The organism is Calditerrivibrio sp. (assembly GCA_026415135.1).
GTDB lineage: Bacteria > Chrysiogenota > Deferribacteres > Deferribacterales > Calditerrivibrionaceae > Calditerrivibrio.
In genome coordinates, this window is sequence record JAOAHS010000039.1 from 1 (window position 1) to 21,550 (window position 21,550).

General features: G+C 37.1%; 19 protein-coding genes. 6 read left to right on the forward strand and 13 right to left on the reverse strand.

Features of this window, described 5'->3' with window-relative positions:
- The 4 genes from N3C60_07825 to rpsL form a co-directional block, all read right to left on the reverse strand.
- The coding region (locus N3C60_07825) for a GTP-binding protein (GenBank protein MCX8084810.1) at positions 1 to 136 on the reverse strand (136 nt) is incomplete at its 3' end.
- 23 nt (positions 137 to 159) lie between these two features.
- A complete protein-coding gene (gene fusA, locus N3C60_07830; protein MCX8084811.1) occupies positions 160 to 2,232 on the reverse strand; it encodes an elongation factor G in 2,073 nt (690 codons plus the stop codon).
- A gap of 12 nt (positions 2,233 to 2,244) precedes the next feature.
- Positions 2,245 to 2,715: a 30S ribosomal protein S7 gene (gene rpsG / locus N3C60_07835; protein ID MCX8084812.1), complete on the reverse strand. Its 471-nt coding sequence runs from the start codon at positions 2,713 to 2,715 to the stop codon at positions 2,245 to 2,247.
- 12 nt (positions 2,716 to 2,727) lie between these two features.
- Positions 2,728 to 3,102 carry a 30S ribosomal protein S12 gene (gene rpsL, locus N3C60_07840; protein MCX8084813.1) on the reverse strand — a complete coding sequence of 125 codons (375 nt, stop codon included), beginning with the start codon at positions 3,100 to 3,102 and terminating at the stop codon, positions 2,728 to 2,730.
- Positions 3,103 to 3,501: 399 nt separating this feature from the next.
- Between rpsL and N3C60_07845 the strand changes: the two genes are divergently transcribed.
- The gene (locus N3C60_07845; protein ID MCX8084814.1) at positions 3,502 to 4,887 is read left to right on the forward strand and encodes a nicotinate phosphoribosyltransferase; all 1,386 of its coding nucleotides are present in this window, start codon (positions 3,502 to 3,504) and stop codon (positions 4,885 to 4,887) included.
- Positions 4,865 to 5,401: a nicotinamidase gene (locus N3C60_07850; protein MCX8084815.1), complete on the forward strand. Its 537-nt coding sequence runs from the start codon at positions 4,865 to 4,867 to the stop codon at positions 5,399 to 5,401. Before N3C60_07845 ends, N3C60_07850 begins: the two co-directional genes overlap by 23 nt.
- On the opposite strand, the gene N3C60_07855 is transcribed toward N3C60_07850, so the two are convergent.
- The 9 genes from N3C60_07855 to N3C60_07895 form a co-directional block, all read right to left on the reverse strand.
- Complete coding sequence (locus N3C60_07855; protein ID MCX8084816.1) at positions 5,398 to 6,291, reverse strand: patatin-like phospholipase family protein; 894 nt, start codon at positions 6,289 to 6,291, stop codon at positions 5,398 to 5,400. The two genes, N3C60_07850 and N3C60_07855, sit on opposite strands and share 4 nt — an antisense overlap.
- A 101-nt stretch (positions 6,292 to 6,392) precedes the next feature.
- Complete coding sequence (gdhA, locus tag N3C60_07860; protein MCX8084817.1) at positions 6,393 to 7,739, reverse strand: NADP-specific glutamate dehydrogenase; 1,347 nt, start codon at positions 7,737 to 7,739, stop codon at positions 6,393 to 6,395.
- Positions 7,740 to 7,975: 236 nt separating this feature from the next.
- Positions 7,976 to 8,662, reverse strand: a complete 687-nt coding sequence (locus N3C60_07865) for a class I SAM-dependent methyltransferase (GenBank protein MCX8084818.1) — start codon at positions 8,660 to 8,662, stop codon at positions 7,976 to 7,978.
- A 9-nt stretch (positions 8,663 to 8,671) separates the two neighbouring features.
- Positions 8,672 to 10,303: a phosphoglucomutase (alpha-D-glucose-1,6-bisphosphate-dependent) gene (gene pgm, locus N3C60_07870; protein ID MCX8084819.1), complete on the reverse strand. Its 1,632-nt coding sequence runs from the start codon at positions 10,301 to 10,303 to the stop codon at positions 8,672 to 8,674.
- A gap of 13 nt (positions 10,304 to 10,316) precedes the next feature.
- Positions 10,317 to 12,905: a PEP/pyruvate-binding domain-containing protein gene (locus N3C60_07875; protein MCX8084820.1), complete on the reverse strand. Its 2,589-nt coding sequence runs from the start codon at positions 12,903 to 12,905 to the stop codon at positions 10,317 to 10,319.
- Positions 12,906 to 12,921: 16 nt separating this feature from the next.
- Complete coding sequence (locus tag N3C60_07880; GenBank protein MCX8084821.1) at positions 12,922 to 13,770, reverse strand: thiamine pyrophosphate-dependent enzyme; 849 nt, start codon at positions 13,768 to 13,770, stop codon at positions 12,922 to 12,924.
- The gene (locus N3C60_07885; GenBank protein ID MCX8084822.1) at positions 13,767 to 15,443 is read right to left on the reverse strand and encodes a 2-oxoacid:acceptor oxidoreductase subunit alpha; all 1,677 of its coding nucleotides are present in this window, start codon (positions 15,441 to 15,443) and stop codon (positions 13,767 to 13,769) included. The genes N3C60_07880 and N3C60_07885 overlap by 4 nt, the downstream gene beginning before the upstream one ends.
- Positions 15,437 to 16,300, reverse strand: a complete 864-nt coding sequence (locus tag N3C60_07890) for a phosphatidylglycerol lysyltransferase domain-containing protein (GenBank protein ID MCX8084823.1) — start codon at positions 16,298 to 16,300, stop codon at positions 15,437 to 15,439. Before N3C60_07890 ends, N3C60_07885 begins: the two co-directional genes overlap by 7 nt.
- On the reverse strand, positions 16,290 to 17,603 hold the full coding sequence (locus N3C60_07895) for an MATE family efflux transporter (protein ID MCX8084824.1): 1,314 nt from the start codon (positions 17,601 to 17,603) through the stop codon (positions 16,290 to 16,292). Before N3C60_07895 ends, N3C60_07890 begins: the two co-directional genes overlap by 11 nt.
- A gap of 114 nt (positions 17,604 to 17,717) precedes the next feature.
- On the opposite strand from N3C60_07895, the gene N3C60_07900 reads away from it, so the two are divergent.
- Genes N3C60_07900 through N3C60_07915 form a run of 4 tightly spaced genes read left to right on the forward strand, consistent with a single transcriptional unit; the run spans position 17,718 to position 21,377 of the window.
- Positions 17,718 to 18,464 carry a cytochrome c biogenesis protein gene (locus tag N3C60_07900; GenBank protein ID MCX8084825.1) on the forward strand — a complete coding sequence of 249 codons (747 nt, stop codon included), beginning with the start codon at positions 17,718 to 17,720 and terminating at the stop codon, positions 18,462 to 18,464.
- A 1-nt stretch (position 18,465) separates the two neighbouring features.
- Positions 18,466 to 19,734 carry a glutamyl-tRNA reductase gene (gene hemA / locus N3C60_07905; GenBank protein ID MCX8084826.1) on the forward strand — a complete coding sequence of 423 codons (1,269 nt, stop codon included), beginning with the start codon at positions 18,466 to 18,468 and terminating at the stop codon, positions 19,732 to 19,734.
- A gap of 10 nt (positions 19,735 to 19,744) precedes the next feature.
- Positions 19,745 to 20,674, forward strand: a complete 930-nt coding sequence (hemC, locus tag N3C60_07910) for a hydroxymethylbilane synthase (protein MCX8084827.1) — start codon at positions 19,745 to 19,747, stop codon at positions 20,672 to 20,674.
- Positions 20,661 to 21,377 (forward strand): uroporphyrinogen-III synthase, encoded by a 717-nt coding sequence (locus N3C60_07915; GenBank protein ID MCX8084828.1) that lies wholly within the window; start codon positions 20,661 to 20,663, stop codon positions 21,375 to 21,377. Before hemC ends, N3C60_07915 begins: the two co-directional genes overlap by 14 nt.
- Positions 21,378 to 21,550: the final 173 nt, after the last annotated feature.

The following is a 21,550-nucleotide window of genomic DNA, read 5'->3' on the forward strand; positions in this document are numbered from 1 at the left end:
CCACAAACTCAGCCAAACCCTTCGTAGACAATACCCTCGTTATCGCCGCTGTCAGGGTAGTCTTACCATGGTCAACGTGACCAATCGTTCCAACGTTAACGTGAGGTTTCTTCCTCTCGAACTTCTGTTTGCCCATAAAAATCCTCCTACACTTTTCCTTTATACCTTAGATTTTACTATTTCATCTGCAATATTTTGTGGTACTTCCTCATAATGATCAAAGATCATTGTATACGTCGCCCTACCCTGAGTCAGAGATCTCAGTGTTGTGGCATAACCAAACATCTCCTTCAATGGAACATTACAACGGATTACCTGGGCATTACCTCTTGCTTCCATACCTTCGATTCTACCTCTTCTGGAATTCAAATCGCCCATAACATCACCCATATACTCATCTGGGACCACTACTTCCACCTTCATAATTGGCTCAAGCAAAGTTGGTGATGCCTTCTTGCAAGCCTCTTTAAAACCTATAGAACCAGCAATTTTAAATGCCATCTCAGAAGAGTCCACTTCATGGTAAGAACCATCCAGCAAAGTAACAGCCACATCCACAACAGGATATCCAGCCAGAACACCTGTATCCATAGCTTCAACAATACCTTTTTCCACTGCTGGGATATACTCTTTTGGTATTACACCACCAACTATCTTGTTTATAAACTTAAATCCTGCACCCGGCTCCAGAGGCTCCACCTCTAACACAACATGACCATATTGTCCTCTACCACCAGTTTGTTTTATATATTTAGATTCATAACTTGACTTTTTCTTAATCGTCTCCCTATAAGCCACCTGAGGATTACCCACATTCGCTTCAACCTTAAACTCCCTCATCAACCTATCAACAATAATCTCAAGGTGCAGTTCACCCATACCAGAGATAATCGTCTGTCCCGTCTCCTCATCCACTTTAACTCTAAATGATGGGTCCTCTTGAGCAAGTTTGTTAAGAGCCATGGAGAGCTTATCCTGATCCCCCTTGGTTTTAGGCTCAATTGCCACAGATATAACAGGCTCTGGAAATTCCATCGATTCGAGAATTACAGGGTTATTCTCATCACAAAGGGTGTCCCCAGTGATAGTGTACTTGAGTCCCACAGTGGCACAGATATCACCTGCATATATCTCCTTTATCTCTTCCCTCTTGTTAGCATGCATTTTCAATAAACGGCCAATACGCTCTTTCTTGTCTTTAGTGGAATTTAAAACGTAGCTACCCGCCTCTAACCATCCAGAGTAAACCCTGAAATATGTAAGCTGACCCATATAAGGATCAGTCATTATCTTAAAAGCCAGAGCAGCAAAAGGCTCATCATCGCTTGTTTTCCTCACAACCTCATTACCATTAAAGTCTTTACCCTTCACTGGTGGTATATCCAGAGGAGATGGAAGATAATCCACCACCGCATCCAAAAGCAACTGAACACCTTTATTTTTAAATGCAGTACCACAAATCACAGGAGTAAACTGAATATCTATAGTACCTTTTCTTATGGCAGCCTTCAGCTCTGCCTCAGTTATCTCCTCACCTTCAAAATATTTATTCATTAACTCTTCATCGATCTCACAAACCCTTTCCACAAGCTGAGTTCTGTATTCTTCTGCTAAATCCATAAGCTCAGCAGGTATATCCCTATACTCATACTTAGCCCCAAGCTGATCCCCTTCCCAAACTACAGCCTTCATCTTAACCAGATCTACAACACCCACAAACTTGTCCTCAGACCCTATAGGGATCTGGATTGGGAGAGGCTTTGCACCAAGCCTATCAACCATCATCTTGATGACATTAAAAAAATCGGCGCCTATTCTATCCATTTTATTGACAAAAGCAATCCTGGGCACCCTATACTTATCAGCCTGCCTCCAAACAGTTTCAGACTGAGGCTCAACACCACCAACGGCACAGAAAACAGCACAGGCACCATCCAAAACTTTAAGGGATCTTTCAACTTCTATGGTAAAATCCACATGTCCTGGAGTGTCTATAATGTTTATCCTATACCCATTCCAGAAACATTGGGTCGTAGCAGAAGTAATCGTAATACCTCTTTCCCTCTCCTGCTCCATCCAGTCCATAGTAGCAGTCCCTTCATGGACTTCACCAATTTTATAGTTTACACCAGTATAGTAAAGTATCCTTTCGGTAGTGGTTGTCTTCCCGGCATCAATATGAGCCATTATACCAATGTTTCTCTGTTTTTCTAAAGGATATTGTCTTGGCACATTATCCTCCCATTACCATCTGAAATGGGCAAAAGCTTTATTAGCCTCAGCCATTTTATGCGTATCTTCTCTCTTTTTAACAGCTGCCCCTTTATTCGAATATGCATCCAAGAGTTCTGCTGCCAACCTTTCGGTCATACCCTTTTCCTTTCTATTTCTTGCAGCATTGATAATCCACCTAATCGCAAGAGCCTGCTTTCTATCTGGCCTTACCTCAACAGGAACCTGATAATTTGCACCACCAACCCTTCTAGACTTAACCTCCAATAGTGGCTTTACATTTTCTATAGCCTTCCTAAACACATCAATACCTTCCTCTCCAGTCTTAGCTTTTATAATCTCCATAGCATCATAAAAGATCTTCTCAGCAACAGACTTTTCACCGTCATACATGAGGCTGTTGATAAATTTTGTAACTACAACCTCTCCATAAACTGGATCAGGTAAAACCTCTCTTTTTTTAGCTACTCTTCTCCTGGCCATTTAAACTACCTCTCACTTCTTAGCTTTTTTTACGCCATACTTAGAACGGCTCTTATTCCTGTTCTTCACGCCTGCAGTATCAAGGGTACCCCTTATTATCTTATAACGGATACCTGGCAAGTCCTTTACCCTACCACCTCTTACAAGAACAACAGAGTGCTCCTGCAGATTGTGTCCAATACCGGGAATATATGCTGTTACTTCTATCCCGTTCACCAATCTTACCCTTGCCACCTTTCTCAACGCAGAGTTCGGCTTCTTTGGTGTAGTAGTATACACCCTTACACACACCCCTCTCTTTTGGGGGTTGTTCTTCAGAGCAGGTGATTTTGTTTTATTCAAAACAGCCTCTCTGCCACGTCTAACTAACTGATTCAATGTTGGCACTTAGCACCTCCAATTTTATCTACACAACATTTATATATTTAAACACACTTATACCTTTTAAAGAGCTTATCAATATAGAGAAACATTTTTAAAGTGTCAAGTTTTTTTTATGCTTTCTTCTTCCATTAGTTTTACCCTTTATGCTCTGAGACTTTCTGCTAAAAAATATAATCTTTCTACTGATACTAAGCCTAATGTGAACTGACTCCGAGAGTTACTACCCCTTATAAAATATCGTCAACAAGTTCCACTGTATATTTACAAAACTGAAAGCTAACGAAAGCATCAAATAACTTTTTGGTTCATCTACCTGTATTATCCTTCCCAAATACAAACAAACACAAAATCTTTATTTCTATTGATATTGTATTTTTATTTTTTCTTTGCTAATATGAAAATATGATTATCGACAGACATATCGGACTCTACACTGATCTATATGAACTTACTATGGCACAGGGTTTTTATCTAAGCGGTTTACATAATAAACTGGCCGTTTTTGACTATTTTTTTAGAAAATCCCCTTTTAGAGGCAGTTATGCTATCTTTGCCGGGCTTGAGGATCTGTTAGACTTAGTTGAAAACTTTAAATTTGATAGTGATGACATAGAATATTTACGAAAATTGAATTTCCACGAAGACTTTTTAAAATATCTCAAAGCCTTCAGATTTACAGGAGATATCTACTCAGTAAATGAGGGTGAGGTTGTATTCCCCTTTGAACCTATTCTAAGGGTACATGCCCCAATTATCGAAGCACAAGTTTTGGAAACCATAATACTAAATATACTAAATTTTGAAACCCTTATAGCGACCAAAGCATCAAGACTTAAATATGCTGCAAAGGACAAGCTAATTATAGATTTTGGACTCAGAAGGGCTCAAGGCTTCGGTGGTATCCATGGAAGTAGAGCTGCAATCATAGGCGGTGCAGCGACCACATCAAATGTCTACAGCTCCATGCTATTTGGTCTTAAGCCATCCGGAACAATGGCACATTCCTGGATCCAAAGCTTTGAATCGGAGTTTGATGCTTTTAAAACCTTCGCTGATATATATGGTAGCAAAACCGTATTACTCCTTGACACCTATGACACCCTTAAAAGTGGTATAAAGAATGCGATCAAAATAGCCAAATACCTTGAATCCAAATCTGAAAAACTATTCGGTGTACGCCTTGATAGTGGTGATTTACTCCATTTATCCATTGAATGTAGAAAACTTTTAGATGAAAATGGATTAAATTATGTAAAAATAATCGCCTCTAACATGTTGGATGAATTTATCATCGATGATTTAGTCAGCAAAGGAGCACCTATAGATATTTATGGTGTAGGCACAAACCTGATAGTTGGTAAGAATGATGCTGCTTTAGACGGTGTGTATAAGCTCATCTCCTTAGATGGTGAGCCAAAGATGAAAATTTCCAATGACCCAGAAAAAGTCTTACTTCCTGGGATAAAAAACATCGTAAGATATTATAAAGACGGAAAATTTAAAAAAGACATAATTGCTTTAGATGATAAAGCTAAATCTTCACAAGAAGAACATGAGGTTTTATTAAAACCTGTTTTAGTATCAGGTAAAAAAATATACCCTAAAAAGCCCATATACACTATCGCAGACTATACCACAAAGAGATTATCCCTTCTTTCAGATAAAGTAAAAGATCTATATAAACCTGTAAAATACAATGTTTCTGTTTGTACTTCCGTCTTAAGATTAAGAAAAGATATCATAAATTCGCTATCAGGAGGTTACAATGAAAGCCCTATTGATAATTGACGTCCAAAACGACTTCTGTCCAGGGGGTGCTCTTGCTGTACCTGATGGGGATAAGATAGTTCCAGTAATAAATAAAATTATGGATAGGGTTGATATCGTTGTATCCACACAGGATTGGCATCCCTCTGAAGGGGAGCATTTTAAAAAATGGCCTCTACATTGTTTGCAAAACACTAAAGGAGCAGAGCTTCATCCAGATCTCATGGCAGAAAAAATTCATTTCAGGGCATTTAAGGGAACAGATGGTTCAGACACAGGTTATTCTGCTTTTGAAGCAACCAATGTAGATCTTGCCGAATTTCTAAAATCAAAAGGGGTAAGCCAAATTTTTATCACTGGTCTGGCTACAGAATACTGTGTCAAAGCATCCGCCTTAGATGCCATCAAGGCAGGTTTTAATACCTATTTAATAAAAGATGCTGTAATGGGGCTGGATCCAGAGAAATCCAAAGAAACACTTATGCTGCTTTCCAAGAAAGGGGTAAAAATAATAAGCTCTTCAGAAATAATTTAGCACCTTAGATAATCCTTTAAAATCTTACAACCAGCCTCATAACCTATTTTGATTATTTCATCCCCTTTTTTAAAATCTGTTAGCTTAAAGTCATCCAGATCTGGCATTACCTCAACCACTTCCCCCCTAACCTCTTTTAATTTGTTGTTATAAGCATTCTGTTGGAGAATAGCTATTGTTTGGATAACAGTCTCAAGGATATTTGGATATTTAACATTTTTATCAAGCAATAGCTCTTTGAACTGTTCAGTAATAATACTATAAAACTTCTCTATTAGCGAATCGTTACCATTTTCTACGCTTGGATCATTTTTTATATAATACTTTTTGACAAGTTGCTCCTTTATCACAAAAGGCCCCACATTTACTGCAAACTTTACATCACACTCATCAGGCAAGAGATCCACAGGTACTGGATTTTTTATACCTCCATCCACCAAAAACATCTTTTCATAATAAACTGGAACAAATACTACAGGAAACGAAATACTTGCCCTAATAGCTTTAATCAAATCCCCCTGGTCAAATACCACCTCAATACCAGTTAGCAGATCAGTGGAAACACATTTAAAGGGTATATCAAGCTCTTCAAACCTCCTCTTTTTTAAAACCATACTCAACAACCTTTCAATCTTTTCACCAGCAATTAAACCAGCAGAAGAGATTTTGATATCAACAAATCTTTTGAAGATATGGTAGTCAAGATTATTGGCAAACTCCTCCATCCTAACAACAGGAAACCCTGCAGCATAAAGTCCACCAATTAAAGCTCCCATACTACTACCAGTGATGGCATAAGGGCGGATACCTTTTTCATCAAAAGCTTTTAGCAACCCAATATGGGCTAATCCCCTGGCTGCACCACTACCCAATGCAAGTCCTATCTTCATGTAACCCCCAACAAGTATTAGATTAGATATACCCTTTTACGTAAAAAATCAAACAAAAAGGCGGAGCTATGCTCCGCCCATGCATACAATAAGAACAATATCTATATCACACCAAGATCCAACATCGCATCGGCAACTTTCTTAAACCCTGCAATATTCGCTCCAACAACATAGTTCTGGGGATAACCAAACTCATCGGAAGTCTGTTTACATGTCTGGAAGATGTTCTGCATAATTTTTCTAAGTCTCTGTTCGGTATATTCAAAATCCCAAGAACATCTGCTGGCATTTTGCTCCATCTCAAGACCAGAGGTTGCAACCCCACCTGCATTGGCAGCCTTACCAGGTCCAAATAGAACACCAGCCTTTAAGAAAACATCCACAGCCTCAGGAGTACATGGCATATTTGCACCCTCACCTACCGCTATGAGACCATTTTTTACAAGCATCTCTGCGTCCTGCTTGTTTAACTCATTTTCTGTAGCCGAAGGCATAGCAATCTGACATGGGATCTCCCAAATATTACCATTCTCCTTATATATTGCGTCCTTGTGATAAAGGGTATAATCTTTTATCCTTCTTCTTTCCACTTCTTTAAGTTGCTTTAACAACTCAAGATCAATCCCTTTTGGATCCATCACATAACCATTGGAATCAGATACTGCAACCACTTTACCACCCAACTGATGTATCTTTTCTACAGTATAAATGGCAACATTACCAGAACCAGAAACCACACATGTCTTACCTTCAAAGGTCTCATTTTTTACCTTGAGCATCTCCTCAACAAAGAAAGTGGCACCATAACCTGTTGCCTCAGTCCTTACCAACGAACCACCGTACCTTAAGCCCTTACCTGTAAGAACACCGGCCTCAAACCTATTTGTTATTCTTTTGTATTGACCAAACATATAACCTATCTCTCTTCCACCAACACCGATATCACCAGCAGGAACATCTGTGTGCTCCCCAATATGTCTATAAAGCTCTGTCATAAAGCTCTGACAAAATCTCATGATCTCGTTGTCTGACTTACCCTTCGGATTAAAGTCAGAACCACCTTTCCCACCACCCATTGCAAGGCCAGTAAGGGAGTTCTTAAAAATCTGCTCAAAACCTAAAAATTTTATTATACCTGCATAAACAGACTCATGAAACCTTAAACCACCTTTATAAGGCCCAAGTGCACTGTTAAACTCTATCCTAAAACCTCTATTAACCTGCACCTCACCCTTATCATCCACCCATGGGACCCTAAAAATGATCTGTCTCTCTGGCTCAACTATTCTCTCAAGTATTTTTGTGTCAAGGTAGATGGGGTACCTTTCCAAAAGAGGTATTATTGAATACAGCACCTCATGAACAGCCTGATGAAACTCAGGTTCTGCCGGGTTCTTCCTTACTACCTGCTGGTAAACATGTTCTACTCTTTCCTTTGCCTTACTCATCTTTAACATCTCCTTTTTTAATTATATTTTTTCAACTAAAAAACTTCTTTTGTAATTTTTTTTACATTTTGTATATTTTATTTCAAGCCATGTCAATATTTTTTTAAAGGGATCAAACTTTTTTTGACTAATTTTAACAAGAGAACGATTCTGATTTTTAATAATATAATGAATATCTTGATCAAATCTTACAAAATTCAGCCTATATTTAAATTAAACAACCTTATAAAATTAGGCTATTTATAAAAGACTGGTATGAGCATAAAACTATCATCTTTTATGAACTTGCTCCCATCAAAATCACCAAAAAATTGCACAAACCTAACTCCTGCCTTATTGGCCACCCATTTGATCTCATCCATTGTAATGGGGATAAGATCGATATCTGAGTTGTAACAATCACCTTTTATCGATATTTCACCTATAAATTTTATTTTACCTGGATCGGAGTAACAATATCTTCTTTTGAACCTCACCTCTCCATCATCAGCATTGATCTCAGGTAGTTCATCTATTCTATTTTCTAAGATACGACCATAATTTAGTATTTGGAACAAGAAAACCCCTTGAGGCTTTAAAAGCTCAATACAATCAGTAACAATTTTACAGAAATCACCCCTTGACTTGGCATGCACCAATGTATTGCCTATGGAATAAATAAAATTAAAACTTTCTTTTTTAAACGGTAAACAGTGCATATCCCCCATTATAACGGTATACCCCTTAGCAAACTCACTAAGATACTCTAAACCCACAGCTTCAAACCCATCATGCCTAAACATATTGACGTAGGCGCCAGTAGCTGAACCTATATCCAATATTTTGGACTCTAAATCCACAAATGATTTTAAAAAGTTATACGTCTCATTGGAAATAGGAAACAACTTATCATAGTACTTATAAAGCATTTTGTAAAAATCCATACTTCCCCTTTAAAGCTTTTTAATTATATTCTGAGCTTCTTCCACAATCATCGAAAGATGAGACTCACTTTTAAAGGATTCTGCATATATTTTATAGATATCCTCTGTCCCCGATGGTCTTACTGCAAACCATCCATTTTCAGTGATAACTTTCACACCTCCTAACGAAGCATTGTTACCACTTGCTCTATTTGATATATTTATGATCTTTTCTCCTGCTACTGTATCAGTCTTTAAGACATCCTTAGAGATCTTTTTTATCTTCTCCTTTTCCTCAAAACTGGAAGCGATATCAAGCCTTGTATAATAAGCCTTACCAAATCTTTCCTCAAATCCACTATAATGATCAAAAGGGTCTTTTCCAGTACATGCCAAAATCTCTGCCGCCAACAGACACATAATAATACCATCTTTATCAGTACTCCAAACAGATCCATCAAACCTTAGAAAAGAGCCACCTGCACTCTCTTCACCCCCAAAACCCAAATTGCCATCTAATAGACCATCAACAAACCACTTAAAACCAACAGGCACCTCATAAACATTCCTACCAACCATGTCTGTAACCTTATCTATCATAAAACTACTAACAGCCGTTTTGCCAACCGCCGCATCTTTTTTCCATTTATCCCTTGTTGTAAAAAGGTACCACACAGCCACAGCAAGAAAATGATTCGAATTCATTAATCCACCCTTCCTTGTCACAACACCATGCCTATCAAAATCTGGATCATTGCCAAAAGCTATGTCAAATCTATCCTTTAGATCTATCAAGCTAGCCATCGCATACGGTGAGGAACAATCCATTCTTATTTTCCCATCTTTATCATAGGTCATAAAACTAAAGGTAGGATCAAAGTAATCATTGAACACCTTAATGTCTATCTTATATTTCTCAGCAATATAACCATAGTAGTCCAAACCAGAACCACCTAAGACATCAGCGGCTATCTTTATTTTTGAATTAGATATAGCTGTCATATTCAATACTTGATTCAAATCGTCCACATACTCCTTCATATAGTTGTATCTTTTAACATAACTACTCAAAGAAGGATCAAGAAAATGATACCCCTTAACCCCCTCAAGGTCATTTTCAATCAACCTATTTGCCTCTTTTTCCAACCATGAGGTAATTTCAGTGTCTGCTGGTCCACCACTTGGAGGATTATACTTAAAACCACCGTCATCTGGGGGATTGTGGGAAGGGGTAATGACTATGCCATCAGCTAACACTTTATTATTTCTATTAAATTTTAATATAGCGTAAGATACAGCAGGCGTCGGAGTCCATTCTGTACCTTCTGATATCATAACTGTAACACCATTACCCACAAGTACCTCCAAAGCTGTTATAAAAGCAGGCTCTGAAAGAGCATGGGTATCTTTACCAAGAAAGAGTGGTCCATTAATCCCCTTAATTTTTCTATAGTTACATATAGCCTGAGTAATTGCAGCGATATGATGTTCGTTAAAACTACCATTGGATGAAGTCCCTCTATGCCCAGATGTTCCAAAAGAAACCCTATTACGGGGGGAATTTATATCTGGTTCTACTACATAATACTCAGATACTATTTTAGGTATATTTGGCAGATCCCTTTTTGATACAGGTTTACCAGCTAACGGATGTAGCTTCATCTATTCCTCCTTCTTACTGATGTTGTTTTTTATAAAAAATACCTGCAGTTTGAGACTTTATATTACCATAGAGGTAAACCTTCCTCGAAGTCAAATCATAAATCTTTATGCAATTTCTTATATTTTCTTTAAAATTTAGAACAGACTCGGACTCTTTTTCTTTAAAATTCTTAAAACTATCAAGATTAACCGTAGCTTTCTTTGGATCAGCCGCTATAAAAAATATACCAGATTCAACTATATCCTGAAAGAAATGGGTACCAAAGGAAAGCTCAGGTGAAAAATCTGAACCAAAAAAACCCATTTCCACGAGTCCTCTCATATGGTTTATCTCAGAAAAAGATACCGGTACCCCTAAAGATGGCGTTGTTGTACCTATTCTGCCGGGCAAAACCATTATACAGTTATCCTCCTTAGAAAACTCCCTGTTTACTCCTCCTATTGCCCTTGCCAGTTCGTACCTTTCGCTATTTGAAAGCTTTTTAAACTCATCTTCCGGCACAAAAATAATGTAATCCAACTTTTCAAAAATATTACCGCCCATAAAATTCCCTTTAACTTTTATCAGCGGAATAAAATTACTTATCATATCGTCGGATAACTGCTTATTCCCCACAATAGAATTGGCTTGTAATGGTCTGCACTGAACAAGGTTTATCTTTGGATCTTCAGGGGACAGAAAATTTATAGTAAACTCGATATCCACAGGATGTTCATAGTGCTGCTCTAAAATTTTTAGCATATCTTTCAAATAACTAAGAACATCTGTAGCATTTATAAACCCATCAAAACTGAGATAATATATCTTTTCAAATTTATTTTTTCTGCTTTCCAGCATCCTTTCCGTCGAAAAATCCCTCGATGCAACTAGATCAAGGAGCCAGGGTGGCATGATTTGATAAACTTTGCTAAGGGGTATTGCATGTTTACCTGTTTTGTCTATCTGTAGAGCATCGATAAACTTTTGGGCATATTTTTTTATCTCATTCACATCAGAATTGGTCAACAGATTCGGGTTACTTAGGGAGATTATCCTCGAATGTTCACCTTCATGGGTATTAACAGCCCTTGTTCCCAGCCCTAAAACAAGTCTTATCATCCCATCATGGGGATCGATATCCTCATGCCAAACATAGGTATTGTAGGAAAGACCCACACCAGCAATATCCGGGAAATAAAGATCCCCATGGTAATTGCCAGAAACCCTCTGAATGAGGATACTCATCAGTTCCTCTGATTTATCAAGCCCCCTTTCCTTTCTATATATCAAAGCTTCCCGACTCATGGCACTGGAATATATCCTTTTAACAGAGTTTAAAAAGTCTTTAAACCTTTTATCTGGCGAACCAGAGATCGATGAAAAGAAACTTTCATATTTACCAGCAAAAGCATTCCCAAATCCATCTTCTAACAAACTACTCGATCTTATTACAATTGGGTACTGACCAAAATAGTTTAACATAAGTTTAAACTTATTTTTTATATGCTCAGGAAACTCACCTGTTAAAAAAAGCCTTTCTAGCTTTTCTCCAAACACAAAATACCCTTCAGGTGTCTTCTGTGAAACAAAAAGGTCCCACCAACCATTGTGAATAATATATTCATAATAAACATCCGATCCGATATAAAACGAATCATGGGGTTCAGATATTGCATCCCATTTGTCATAATAGTTTTCCAAAATCTTCCGCGCCAATATCATACCAGCGGCTTTCCCCCCTATAAAACCTGTCCCGATGAGTCTTTCCTTTATCTGGATGAGATCCTCCATCCTCAGATATTTTTTGTAAAGGGCAAGTATCTTTGGATCACGACTAATCATCAAATTACAGATACGCTCAAACAGGGCATCATACTCCTGTTTTGAGGCGTGTATAATCGCCCTTTTGGCCATAATAAACAAGCGATCCCAATAATCTATATGCTTATCCACATCATTGGCTATTACACTACAGATGGAGTTACTAAGGTTTGTCACCTCGTAGCTTGATACAACTGTCTCAAAATCACCCCCTTTAGTGAATCTGTGAGGCAAGAACATAGTAGGTGAATAGCGCTCATAAACCTTCATAGGCTGAACGTAGTAATTCCCCTGATAGTTTAATACCTCTATCATTACCTGTGTAGTCTCCTGAATCGCTTGAGTGGTTTGAAAGGAGTGATAATTTTTATAGATAGAGAAATATGCAACTGTATCGAGTAAGTACAAAAAAGGGCAGGTAATTTTAAAGAAATTTGCAATCATCCAGTCTGTAGCCCAATAGTTTACAAGTTCCGATAAACAATCGAAGATATAAAAAACCTCTTTTCCATTTTTGTCGATCATCTTATAGATACTTGAAGCAAATTTTTCAAAGCTCGTCACGTCTGGATAAAACAGATCCACCTTGGAGATATTTTCCACCACAGAATCGTGATTGGCAAATCTCACATAAACTACTTTCCTATCATTTAAAAGTGCGGAATCAAGAAAAGGTTTTATAAAAAATCTATAATCAGCAATATTTGTGATCTCCCAAACGACATTATCCCCCAACCTGAGATTATCTAAAATTCTATCAAGCCCCAGAATACCCGAGTTAATGGGTTCTTTAAAGTACATCAATCCCCCCTGAAATCTAAGTAAAGATCCTCATTAGATCATCTATATTTCTAAGATTCACACCATTTTCTAATAACGCTTTATCTTTTAATTGGGTCAACTGATCTTCATGGGTTAATCTTTCCTCTTTATAGAGGACACCTAAAGCAAGCCTATCTCTATCCATAATAGTTTTTAATGCCTCATCCCGATCTGAACTATTATAATCTTCTCCAAGCTTATAAACCCTTTGGTCGTAATACTCATAACCATAGAACTTACCAAAAGTTACACAGGGCTGTAATATCTCTATATGGGAAAATCCCTTATGCGTTAGCCCCTTTTTTATCAGTTCTTTTAAATGATCAATATCACCGGAATAACCTCTACCTATGAAAGTCGCACCAACAGAAAAAGATAACAACAAGCCATTCAAAGGTTCATCTATGACACCATGTGGTGTGGATTTGCTTTTAATACCTTTATCTGTTGTTGGAGAAGCTTGACCAGTTGTAAGACCATACACATGATTGTTGTGTACCAGATATGTTATATCTAAATTTTTTCTGATGGCATGTATAAAATGACCCACTCCCATACCATAACCATCACCATCCCCTCCATTAACCAAGACTGTAAGCCTATGATTGGTGAGCTTTACCCCAGTAGCCACAGGCATTGTCCTCCCATGCAAAGTATGAAAGCCGTATGTTCTTAAATAATTTAACATCTTACCAGAGCAACCTATACCTGATATGTTTACAACATCCTTACCATTTATCCCCAATTCAGCTAATGCACCCTTTATGGCATTCCAAATGGCAAAATTACCACATCCTGGACACCAATTGGGTATTTTCCCTGAATTAAAATCTACTGCTTTCATAGGCTCTCTCCCATTAATTTTTCGTATAGTTCTTCCACAAAGAAGGGTCTTCCATCGTATTTTAATATAGCATCATCTACTATGATACCTGTATTCTCCGCAATGATCCCTCTAAGTTGAGCCGTTTTATTATTTTCCACCACAACTAAATTCCTACCTTCCAACATAGCCCTCACATTATCCCAATCCAGCGGATGTATAGCCCTAAAGTGAATAAAATTGACTTTTTTGGTATATTTTATTATCTCCATCATTTGCATTTTAATGGATCCCCAGCATAAAACAGTTTTTTCAGCCCTTTCGTCACCATACAACATCGGATGGGGTATCTCATTTTTTAATGGTTCAAGCTTTTTGAACCTTCTATTTTGCTGAATTACCCTATTCTTAGCATCATCAGTCACAAATCCAAACTCATCATGTTCATTGCCGGGGGCTTTATAAAGGCCTGCTGCAGTTCCTGGAAAGCTTCTCAACCCTACTCCATCTTTTACCTCTTTATATCTTGGTAAAAACTCCATTGGATGTTCAGGATCACCTTCAAAGATCAACCCCCTATCAATAACAAGATGATTAAGATCAAAGATTTTGTGGGTAAAATGGGACTCAGATAGAAACTTATCACTCATAACGATAACAGGGATCTGGTATCTCTCCGCTATGTTGAAAGCTTCAAAGGTAAAGTCAAACAGCTCTCCAACATCACCCGGTGTAAAAACAACTCTTACAAACTCATCCTGGGATGCATGTAAAACAAACCTCAGATCAGCCTGCTCTGTCCATGTGGGCATACCTGTAGCTGGCCCAGGCCTTTGACTTTCCACAACAACAATCGGGGTTTCAGCAATAGCTGCAAGCCCCAACCCTTCCACCATGAGGCTAAAACCCCCACCAGAGGTGGCCACCATTGCCCTTGCACCGGCAAAGGAAGCACCTATAGCCATATTGATAGCCGATATTTCATCTTCTGTATGTTTGGTTATATAGTTGTATCTTCTTTCTTGCTCTGCTAAAAAATGTAAAATGGACGAGGCAGGTGTCATCGGATAAGTGGCAAAAAAATTCATACCAGCTGCAATTGCCCCAAGACATATCGCCTCGTTACCGGTCAAGACAATACGGTTTTGATCTGCTTTCACACTTTTAAAATCAACCCCCTCTTCCGTAAAATTAAAACCTGCTAAAGCAGCTGACCTGTTTATTTCAAAAAGCTTCTCAGAGGGGTAAACCTCTTTGAAAAGTACCTCAAGAAGGGAAAAATCCAACTTAAGTAGTTTTAAGAGAGCACCCATTGCAATACTATTTTTAGCTATCTCATTAAAGTTGAACTCCTGAAGAATCTTCTTAAAAGGGATATCCACAAAACGGCACTTTAGTTCAGCAATATTTTTTGTATTTTCTTTATCGAGAATAACATACATCTTTTCTGTTATCTGCTCCCTCTGGATAGCCACATCGGTAAGGGCTATCAAAATATCAAAACTGTTATAAGGAGCATTGACATATTGCTCATCTATAACAACCAGGTAGGAATTGTATCCACCACGTATAAGCGATGGATATTCAGGATACCCATGAACGTGATAACCAAGTCTTTTAAAAAGCTTTGATAGAATAAGGCCTGAGGTCATAATACCAAGTCCAGCAGGACCACCCAACTTTATTTTCAACATAAACACCTCTCTCTAAGGCTTAATCTATATTTATGCAACATTATATCTGGTTCATAAGAGGACTTTGCTAATCTAAGAGATGGCTTTCCCAAATCCTGCTCAAAATTTAGGTACTTATACCTTTTAGGGAGCATATTAGCAAAGCTGTTGTAAATGTATTGATAGATACCTTTGTACCCTTTAAGAGCCTTAGCAAAATGTATCACAAAAGTGTCCTCCCTTATCTCCTCACCGATGATAAACCCCACTGGCTTGTCACCGATGTAGTACAAAAGACCACAAATAACCAACTTATCAAAATAATTTATAGCGTCCATATTAGCATAAAAATCTGTTTCCTCTGGCGCTTCCCCTGAATCCTCCTGCCATCTTTCTAAGACCTCAAAGGCATCATTCTTATTATCCTGCAAAGGCTTTATATCACAACTATATTTTTCCGAAAACTGCTTTAACAAATTTCTCTTCCCATGCAGATTTCTCCCTTTAAATGTACTCATTTTTTCAGAGCTATATATGTAGTCGGTATCATTTATGTTTGAAGTAACACAATACTCATCGCCATCATAACCCCTAAGCCAATCATAATCTAAAGGGAAAATAAAATCCACTTCATTTAACAACTGTTTTACAGTACTTTCAGAAATACTTTCAAACGGCACTGTTGGCATATAATAGCTCTTACCATCATACGTTATACCTCTTACAAAGATATTACCCATATCTACAATTTCGTAGTCATGGCTTCTCCTAAAAAGGTACAGATTTGCAAAACTATACTCAGAAATCATACTATCTATCTTTTTTAAACTATCAAAAAGTAACTCCTTATGTTTCAGATCCAGCTTTTCAATCCTCATAAATCAACCACCTTTTTGTTTTAAATCTATTGTATATCAAGATAGCTTGTACTATAATAGATATAGTCATAGCCCACCAAATTCCGTAAGCTCCAAATCCAGCATAAACACCCAATATAAATGCAAGGGGGATCCTTACCCCCCACAAACTCCCCATAATCCTCAACATCGTGTGCTTGGTGTCCCCAGCTCCATTTAACCCCCCAATAAGTATAGTACCTATAGCCATAAAAGGTTCGCTTATGGCACTAATGTAAAGATACCTCATACTTTCCTTCATCACCCTTAAATCATTGGATAAAAAACCTGTTATGATCTCAGCATTCACTACAACAAACACCGTCATTATTGTAATTATACCACACCCTAATAGTGATGTAAACAAAGAATTCCTATAAGCATCCTCGTATCTTTTTTCCCCTATAAGATTACCCACAATCACAGCATTAGCCATACTAAAAGCAAAAGATGGTAAAAATATTATAGACTCTATCCTTATGCCGTTTGTAAAAGCAGCTATATATACCTCCGGCTCCTGTAGCTTACTCATAAGGCTAAACATTATCACAGAAGCTGTTTGCCATCCTATCTGGACAATACCCCCTGGCCATCCTACACCAAAAGCTTTTTTCAAAAAATCAACTCTATACTCCCTTATTAAAATCATATCCCTTCTCAAATGGTACAGATTAATCAAAAATCCAACTAAAACAGCAGTCAACGTGGAAAAAACAAGCCCTTTATAACCAATGGGTGTATAAAAAACATACAGAATATTGCTACACACATTGATCATGAAAACAAAAAACATGGTTAACAACGAAAGCTTAACCCTTTTGCTTGATCTTAAAAGTCCATTGGTAACAATGAGTATATAATGGAAGAATACGACAAAGCTATAGATATATAAGAATTCTTCTATATAAACCTTTAACGTTGCAGGTGGAGAGATAATAGCTAAGATCTTATCTTTTAATAAAAAAGCCAACACAGAAAACACAAAAGCAAAAACTGTAATACTAATCAATGCTGTATAAACCAACCTATAAAAATTCTCCCTATTGGCAGTAAACATCTTAGAAGCAATGGAGACAACACCCATAGTAAAAGCATTTGCAATAACGATCATTATAAAATAGATCTGTGAAACAAAACCCAATGAGCCTTGTATCTCTTTTGAAAGCTTGCCAGCTATATAGACGTCTGTTATTCCGATGAGAAACTCAAAAAACATAATCAAAACTATTGGCCAGCTATTATCCCAGCTATTTTTTAAATATATCCTAATCTGTTTATTTTCCATCTCATCCAAAAAAAACTTTATTTTTTTGACTTTTTATTATACAAGATAGGTATAATTATTACAAGGTGGTATATGCTACTTGATTTTGCAATACTTTTTTACATTTTATGTTTTTTGAGTGTTGGGTTTTATGCTTTTATGGGTAAAAGTCGATATCTATCTTATGCAAACTACCTTGTTTTTATAGCCATTTTATCCAATGGACTTTTCATAATAGACAGATGGAGATCATTACAAAACTTCCCATTAAGGGGACTTGCAGATATTTTTGCTATTCTTATCTTTGTAATAGGCTTTTCATCTTTTCTTTTAAGTATTAAAAACAAAAAACCTGGTATATATATATTTACTATGCCCATAATCATCATTCTGGGGATAGCGTCCTTTGCCCATAGTTCCATTATTATCCATCGAGCTTATGTTCAAGGTTTATGGTTGTTTATCCATCTTCCATTTACAATAGCCGGTACAGCACTTTTTGCATTATCAGCGCTTTTTGGTATTCTTTATTTTATTCAAGAGATACAACTAAAAAGAAAAAGATTTGGTCTGCTTTACAATTTTTTACCATCTATCGATATGTTAAACAAAATCAACAAGAACACCATGCTCATAGGTTTTTTGTTTTTTACGGTTGGTCTATTATCTGGCTTTATCTGGGGGTTGTACGAGTGGGAAGGGAGAGTTGTACTGACACCGAAACTATTGTTTTCCATCATCACCTGGTTTATCTTTGGTAGCATTATTTTAATTAAAAAAACAAAAGGTATGGCACCCAAAGTTACGGCCTTTTCAAGCATTTTGGGCATTATTTCTGTAATAATAACTTATGTTGGTGTTGCATTATTTTTAAAAGGTTGATATGCAATTAGCTGTTTTAGGTCTAAACCACAACACTGCTCCAGTGGAGATAAGGGAGAAGCTCGCCGTATCAGATGAGCATTACGAACATATTTATAGCAAAATTCTTCAAAACAGCAGGATATATGAGTTACTGATTCTTTCCACCTGTAATAGAGTAGAATATTACATAGTCACAGATGATTTTCTCTGCAATGTTGATACAGTGATTGCCATTGTTGCTGAAGAGAGTGGTATAGATCGTTTTGAGCTACGTAAGTATACTTACATACATTGTGGTCTTGATGCAGTAAAACATATCTTTAAGGTAGCATCAGGTTTGGATTCCTTAGTTTTAGGTGAACCCCAAATCTTCGGACAGGTGAAAGATGCTTTTGAAAAAGCCAAAATATATGGTAAATTTAACACTTTTCTTAATAAGCTGGAAGAAAGTACCATAAGATGTGCCAAAAAGGTTAGAACATACACAAAAATATCAGAAAACCCTGTATCGATAAGCTATGCAGCCGTCGAACTTGCCAAGAAAATTTTTAGTGATATTACAAACAGAACAGCCTTGATTATCGGTGCTGGAGAGATGTGTGAACTTGCTGCGAAACATCTCCATAGCAGTGGGGTAAAAAAAATCATTGTAACTAATAGAACCTTTGAAAGAGCAGAGCACCTTGCAACTCTTGTTAATGGTAAAGCTGTCCCATTAGAACATTTCCATCACTACCTAAAAGAGGCTGATATAGTAATAAGCTCCACTGGCTCCCCCAACTATATGGTAACATACGATATTGTCAAAGATATCATGCACCTTAGAAAATATGAACCGATGTTTTTTATTGATATAGCTGTACCAAGGGATATAGATCCAAAGATAAATGAACTTGAAAATACCTTTGTATATGATATAGATGATCTCAGAGAAGTCGTTGAATCAAACAAAAAGCTTAGAGAAAAAGAAGCAATAAAAGCACTGGAGATCATAGATAGGGCAGTATCTGATTTTGAACACTGGTTGGATTCGTTAAAGATTATCCCGATCATTAAGAGCTTAAGGGGGCAGTTGGAGGAAATAAAAAACAATGAAATAGAGCGGATGTGTGAAAAATTAAAGATTACTGATAAAGAAGAGATTGCAAAGATAGATGCAATTATCACCTCCTACATGAATAAAATTCTTCATAACCCTCTAATGAAACTCAAGAATTCCATAAAAGATAAAAAACATTATACTCTGGCTGAGGCCATTAAGGTGTTGTTTAATATCGATAATACTTAAGGAGTTAACCATGGAAAAGGTTGTCATAGCCACTCGAGGTAGTAAGCTTGCTTTATGGCAGGCAAACTACATAAAAGATCGCATACAAAGTCACCATAAAAAGATAGAGGTGGAACTAAAGATAATCAAAACACAAGGTGACATTATACTTGACGTCCCCTTAGCCAAAATAGGTGGAAAAGGGCTGTTTGTAAAGGAGATAGAAAATGCCTTATTGGAAAAAGAAGCAGATTTAGCTGTTCACAGTATGAAAGATGTACCTGTCGACTTGCCAGAAGGGTTAGAGATCTTCGCAAACCCAGTAAGGGAATCCCCTTTTGATGCTTTTTTATCTTTGAGATATAATTCCATTCTGGATCTGCCAAAAGGTGCTATTTTAGGTACCAGTAGTTTAAGAAGGAAGGTACAGATACAAAAGATAAGACCTGATATTAAGATAGTTGATTTAAGGGGTAATGTGGATACAAGAATAAGAAAACTAAAAGATGGTGAATTCGATGCCATAATTTTAGCAAAAGCAGGATTAAATAGATTGGGTCTTCTCGATTACGTTAGATATATATTCAATGAAAAAGAGCTCATACCTGCAGTATGTCAAGGTAGTCTGGGTATCGAGGTTAGAAAAGATGATTTTAGAATAAAAGAGATGATAAGTTTTTTAAAACATCACGAAACAGAGATTGTGACAAAGGCAGAAAGATCCTTTTTAAAGAGACTTGAAGGTGGGTGTCAAGCACCTATAGGGGGGTTTTGTACATTCTTAAATAATGGACAGATAAAAATGGTTGGATTTCTTGCTTCCCTTGATGGAAGTAAATATCTTATATATGACAAGATCGGTATACCAAATGAAGCAGAATATATTGGTTATGAGGTTGCCGAACAGATATTAAACAATGGTGGCAAAAAAATTCTGGAGGATATCTATGCCAGGACGTAAGATACTTATTACAAGGCAACCGGAACACTCCATCGAATTCATTAACAAACTCTCATTCAATAGATTTTACCCATATATCCTTCCCATGATCAAAACAGTGCCCCATTCCATTATAATAGATGAAACCCAATACGATTTTGTAATAATAACCAGCGCAAACTGTTGTAACTACATAGAACCCCTTATGGACAAGCTCCTATACAGTAGAGCTATTGCTGTAGGCAAAAAAACAAAACAGTGTATGGAAAAAATTGGCTTTAAAGAGGTAGAGATACCCGAAAACTATTCCCAAAAAGGTATCATCCAATACCTCACCAAAGAACCACTTCTGGGTAAAACTGTCTTTTTACCCGGTGCAGAAGAAAGGCCCGATGAACTTTTACAGTTTCTTATTTCAAAAGGAGCAAAGGTAGAAGCACCCACTCTCTATTCCACAGAAAAGATCTGTTACGATAAAAACTATATAGAAGATTTCATAAATGAGATCCATATAGATGCAATCACATTTTTCTCTCCTTCCGCCGCAAAATCTTTCTTCAGCCAAATAACATTTTCCAATATCAAAAAATCACCTCTATTTGTCTCAGTAGGACCTACTACCCACGATTACCTTATAAGTATAGGCATAGAAAGCATTTATCCTAAAACAGACTTTTCGGTGGATGGTGTGGTAGAACTATTGGTAAATATATATAAAAGTTAAGCTTGAATGTAATTAAAAGGAACAATCACCACCTGTAAATCCATAACATTAGTATTAGTCGGTCCAGTAATCACATGACCTCCAACTTTTTTAAAAAAGTTATATGAGTCGTTACTTTCAAGATAATAAGACGGGTCAATATTCATAGACAAGGCTCTACTTACCGTTGAATT

Bases quoted from the DNA above. Each gene is read 5' to 3' on its own strand.
- N3C60_07850 (MCX8084815.1), top strand. From the start codon at position 4,865: ATGAAAGCCCTATTGATAATTGACGTCCAAAACGACTTCTGTCCAGGG.
- N3C60_07885 (MCX8084822.1), bottom strand. From the start codon at position 15,443: ATGTTGAAAATAAAGTTGGGTGGTCCTGCTGGACTTGGTATTATGACC.
- pgm (MCX8084819.1), bottom strand. From the start codon at position 10,303: ATGAAGCTACATCCGTTAGCTGGTAAACCTGTATCAAAAAGGGATCTG.
- N3C60_07865 (MCX8084818.1), bottom strand. From the start codon at position 8,662: ATGGATTTTTACAAAATGCTTTATAAGTACTATGATAAGTTGTTTCCT.
- hemA (MCX8084826.1), top strand. From the start codon at position 18,466: ATGCAATTAGCTGTTTTAGGTCTAAACCACAACACTGCTCCAGTGGAG.
- rpsG (MCX8084812.1), bottom strand. From the start codon at position 2,715: ATGGCCAGGAGAAGAGTAGCTAAAAAAAGAGAGGTTTTACCTGATCCA.
- N3C60_07875 (MCX8084820.1), bottom strand. From the start codon at position 12,905: ATGTACTTTAAAGAACCCATTAACTCGGGTATTCTGGGGCTTGATAGA.
- N3C60_07845 (MCX8084814.1), top strand. From the start codon at position 3,502: ATGATTATCGACAGACATATCGGACTCTACACTGATCTATATGAACTT.
- N3C60_07890 (MCX8084823.1), bottom strand. From the start codon at position 16,300: ATGAGGATTGAAAAGCTGGATCTGAAACATAAGGAGTTACTTTTTGAT.
- N3C60_07895 (MCX8084824.1), bottom strand. From the start codon at position 17,603: ATGGAAAATAAACAGATTAGGATATATTTAAAAAATAGCTGGGATAAT.
- N3C60_07855 (MCX8084816.1), bottom strand. From the start codon at position 6,291: ATGAAGATAGGACTTGCATTGGGTAGTGGTGCAGCCAGGGGATTAGCC.
- hemC (MCX8084827.1), top strand. From the start codon at position 19,745: ATGGAAAAGGTTGTCATAGCCACTCGAGGTAGTAAGCTTGCTTTATGG.
- N3C60_07915 (MCX8084828.1), top strand. From the start codon at position 20,661: ATGCCAGGACGTAAGATACTTATTACAAGGCAACCGGAACACTCCATC.
- gdhA (MCX8084817.1), bottom strand. From the start codon at position 7,739: ATGAGTAAGGCAAAGGAAAGAGTAGAACATGTTTACCAGCAGGTAGTA.
- N3C60_07880 (MCX8084821.1), bottom strand. From the start codon at position 13,770: ATGAAAGCAGTAGATTTTAATTCAGGGAAAATACCCAATTGGTGTCCA.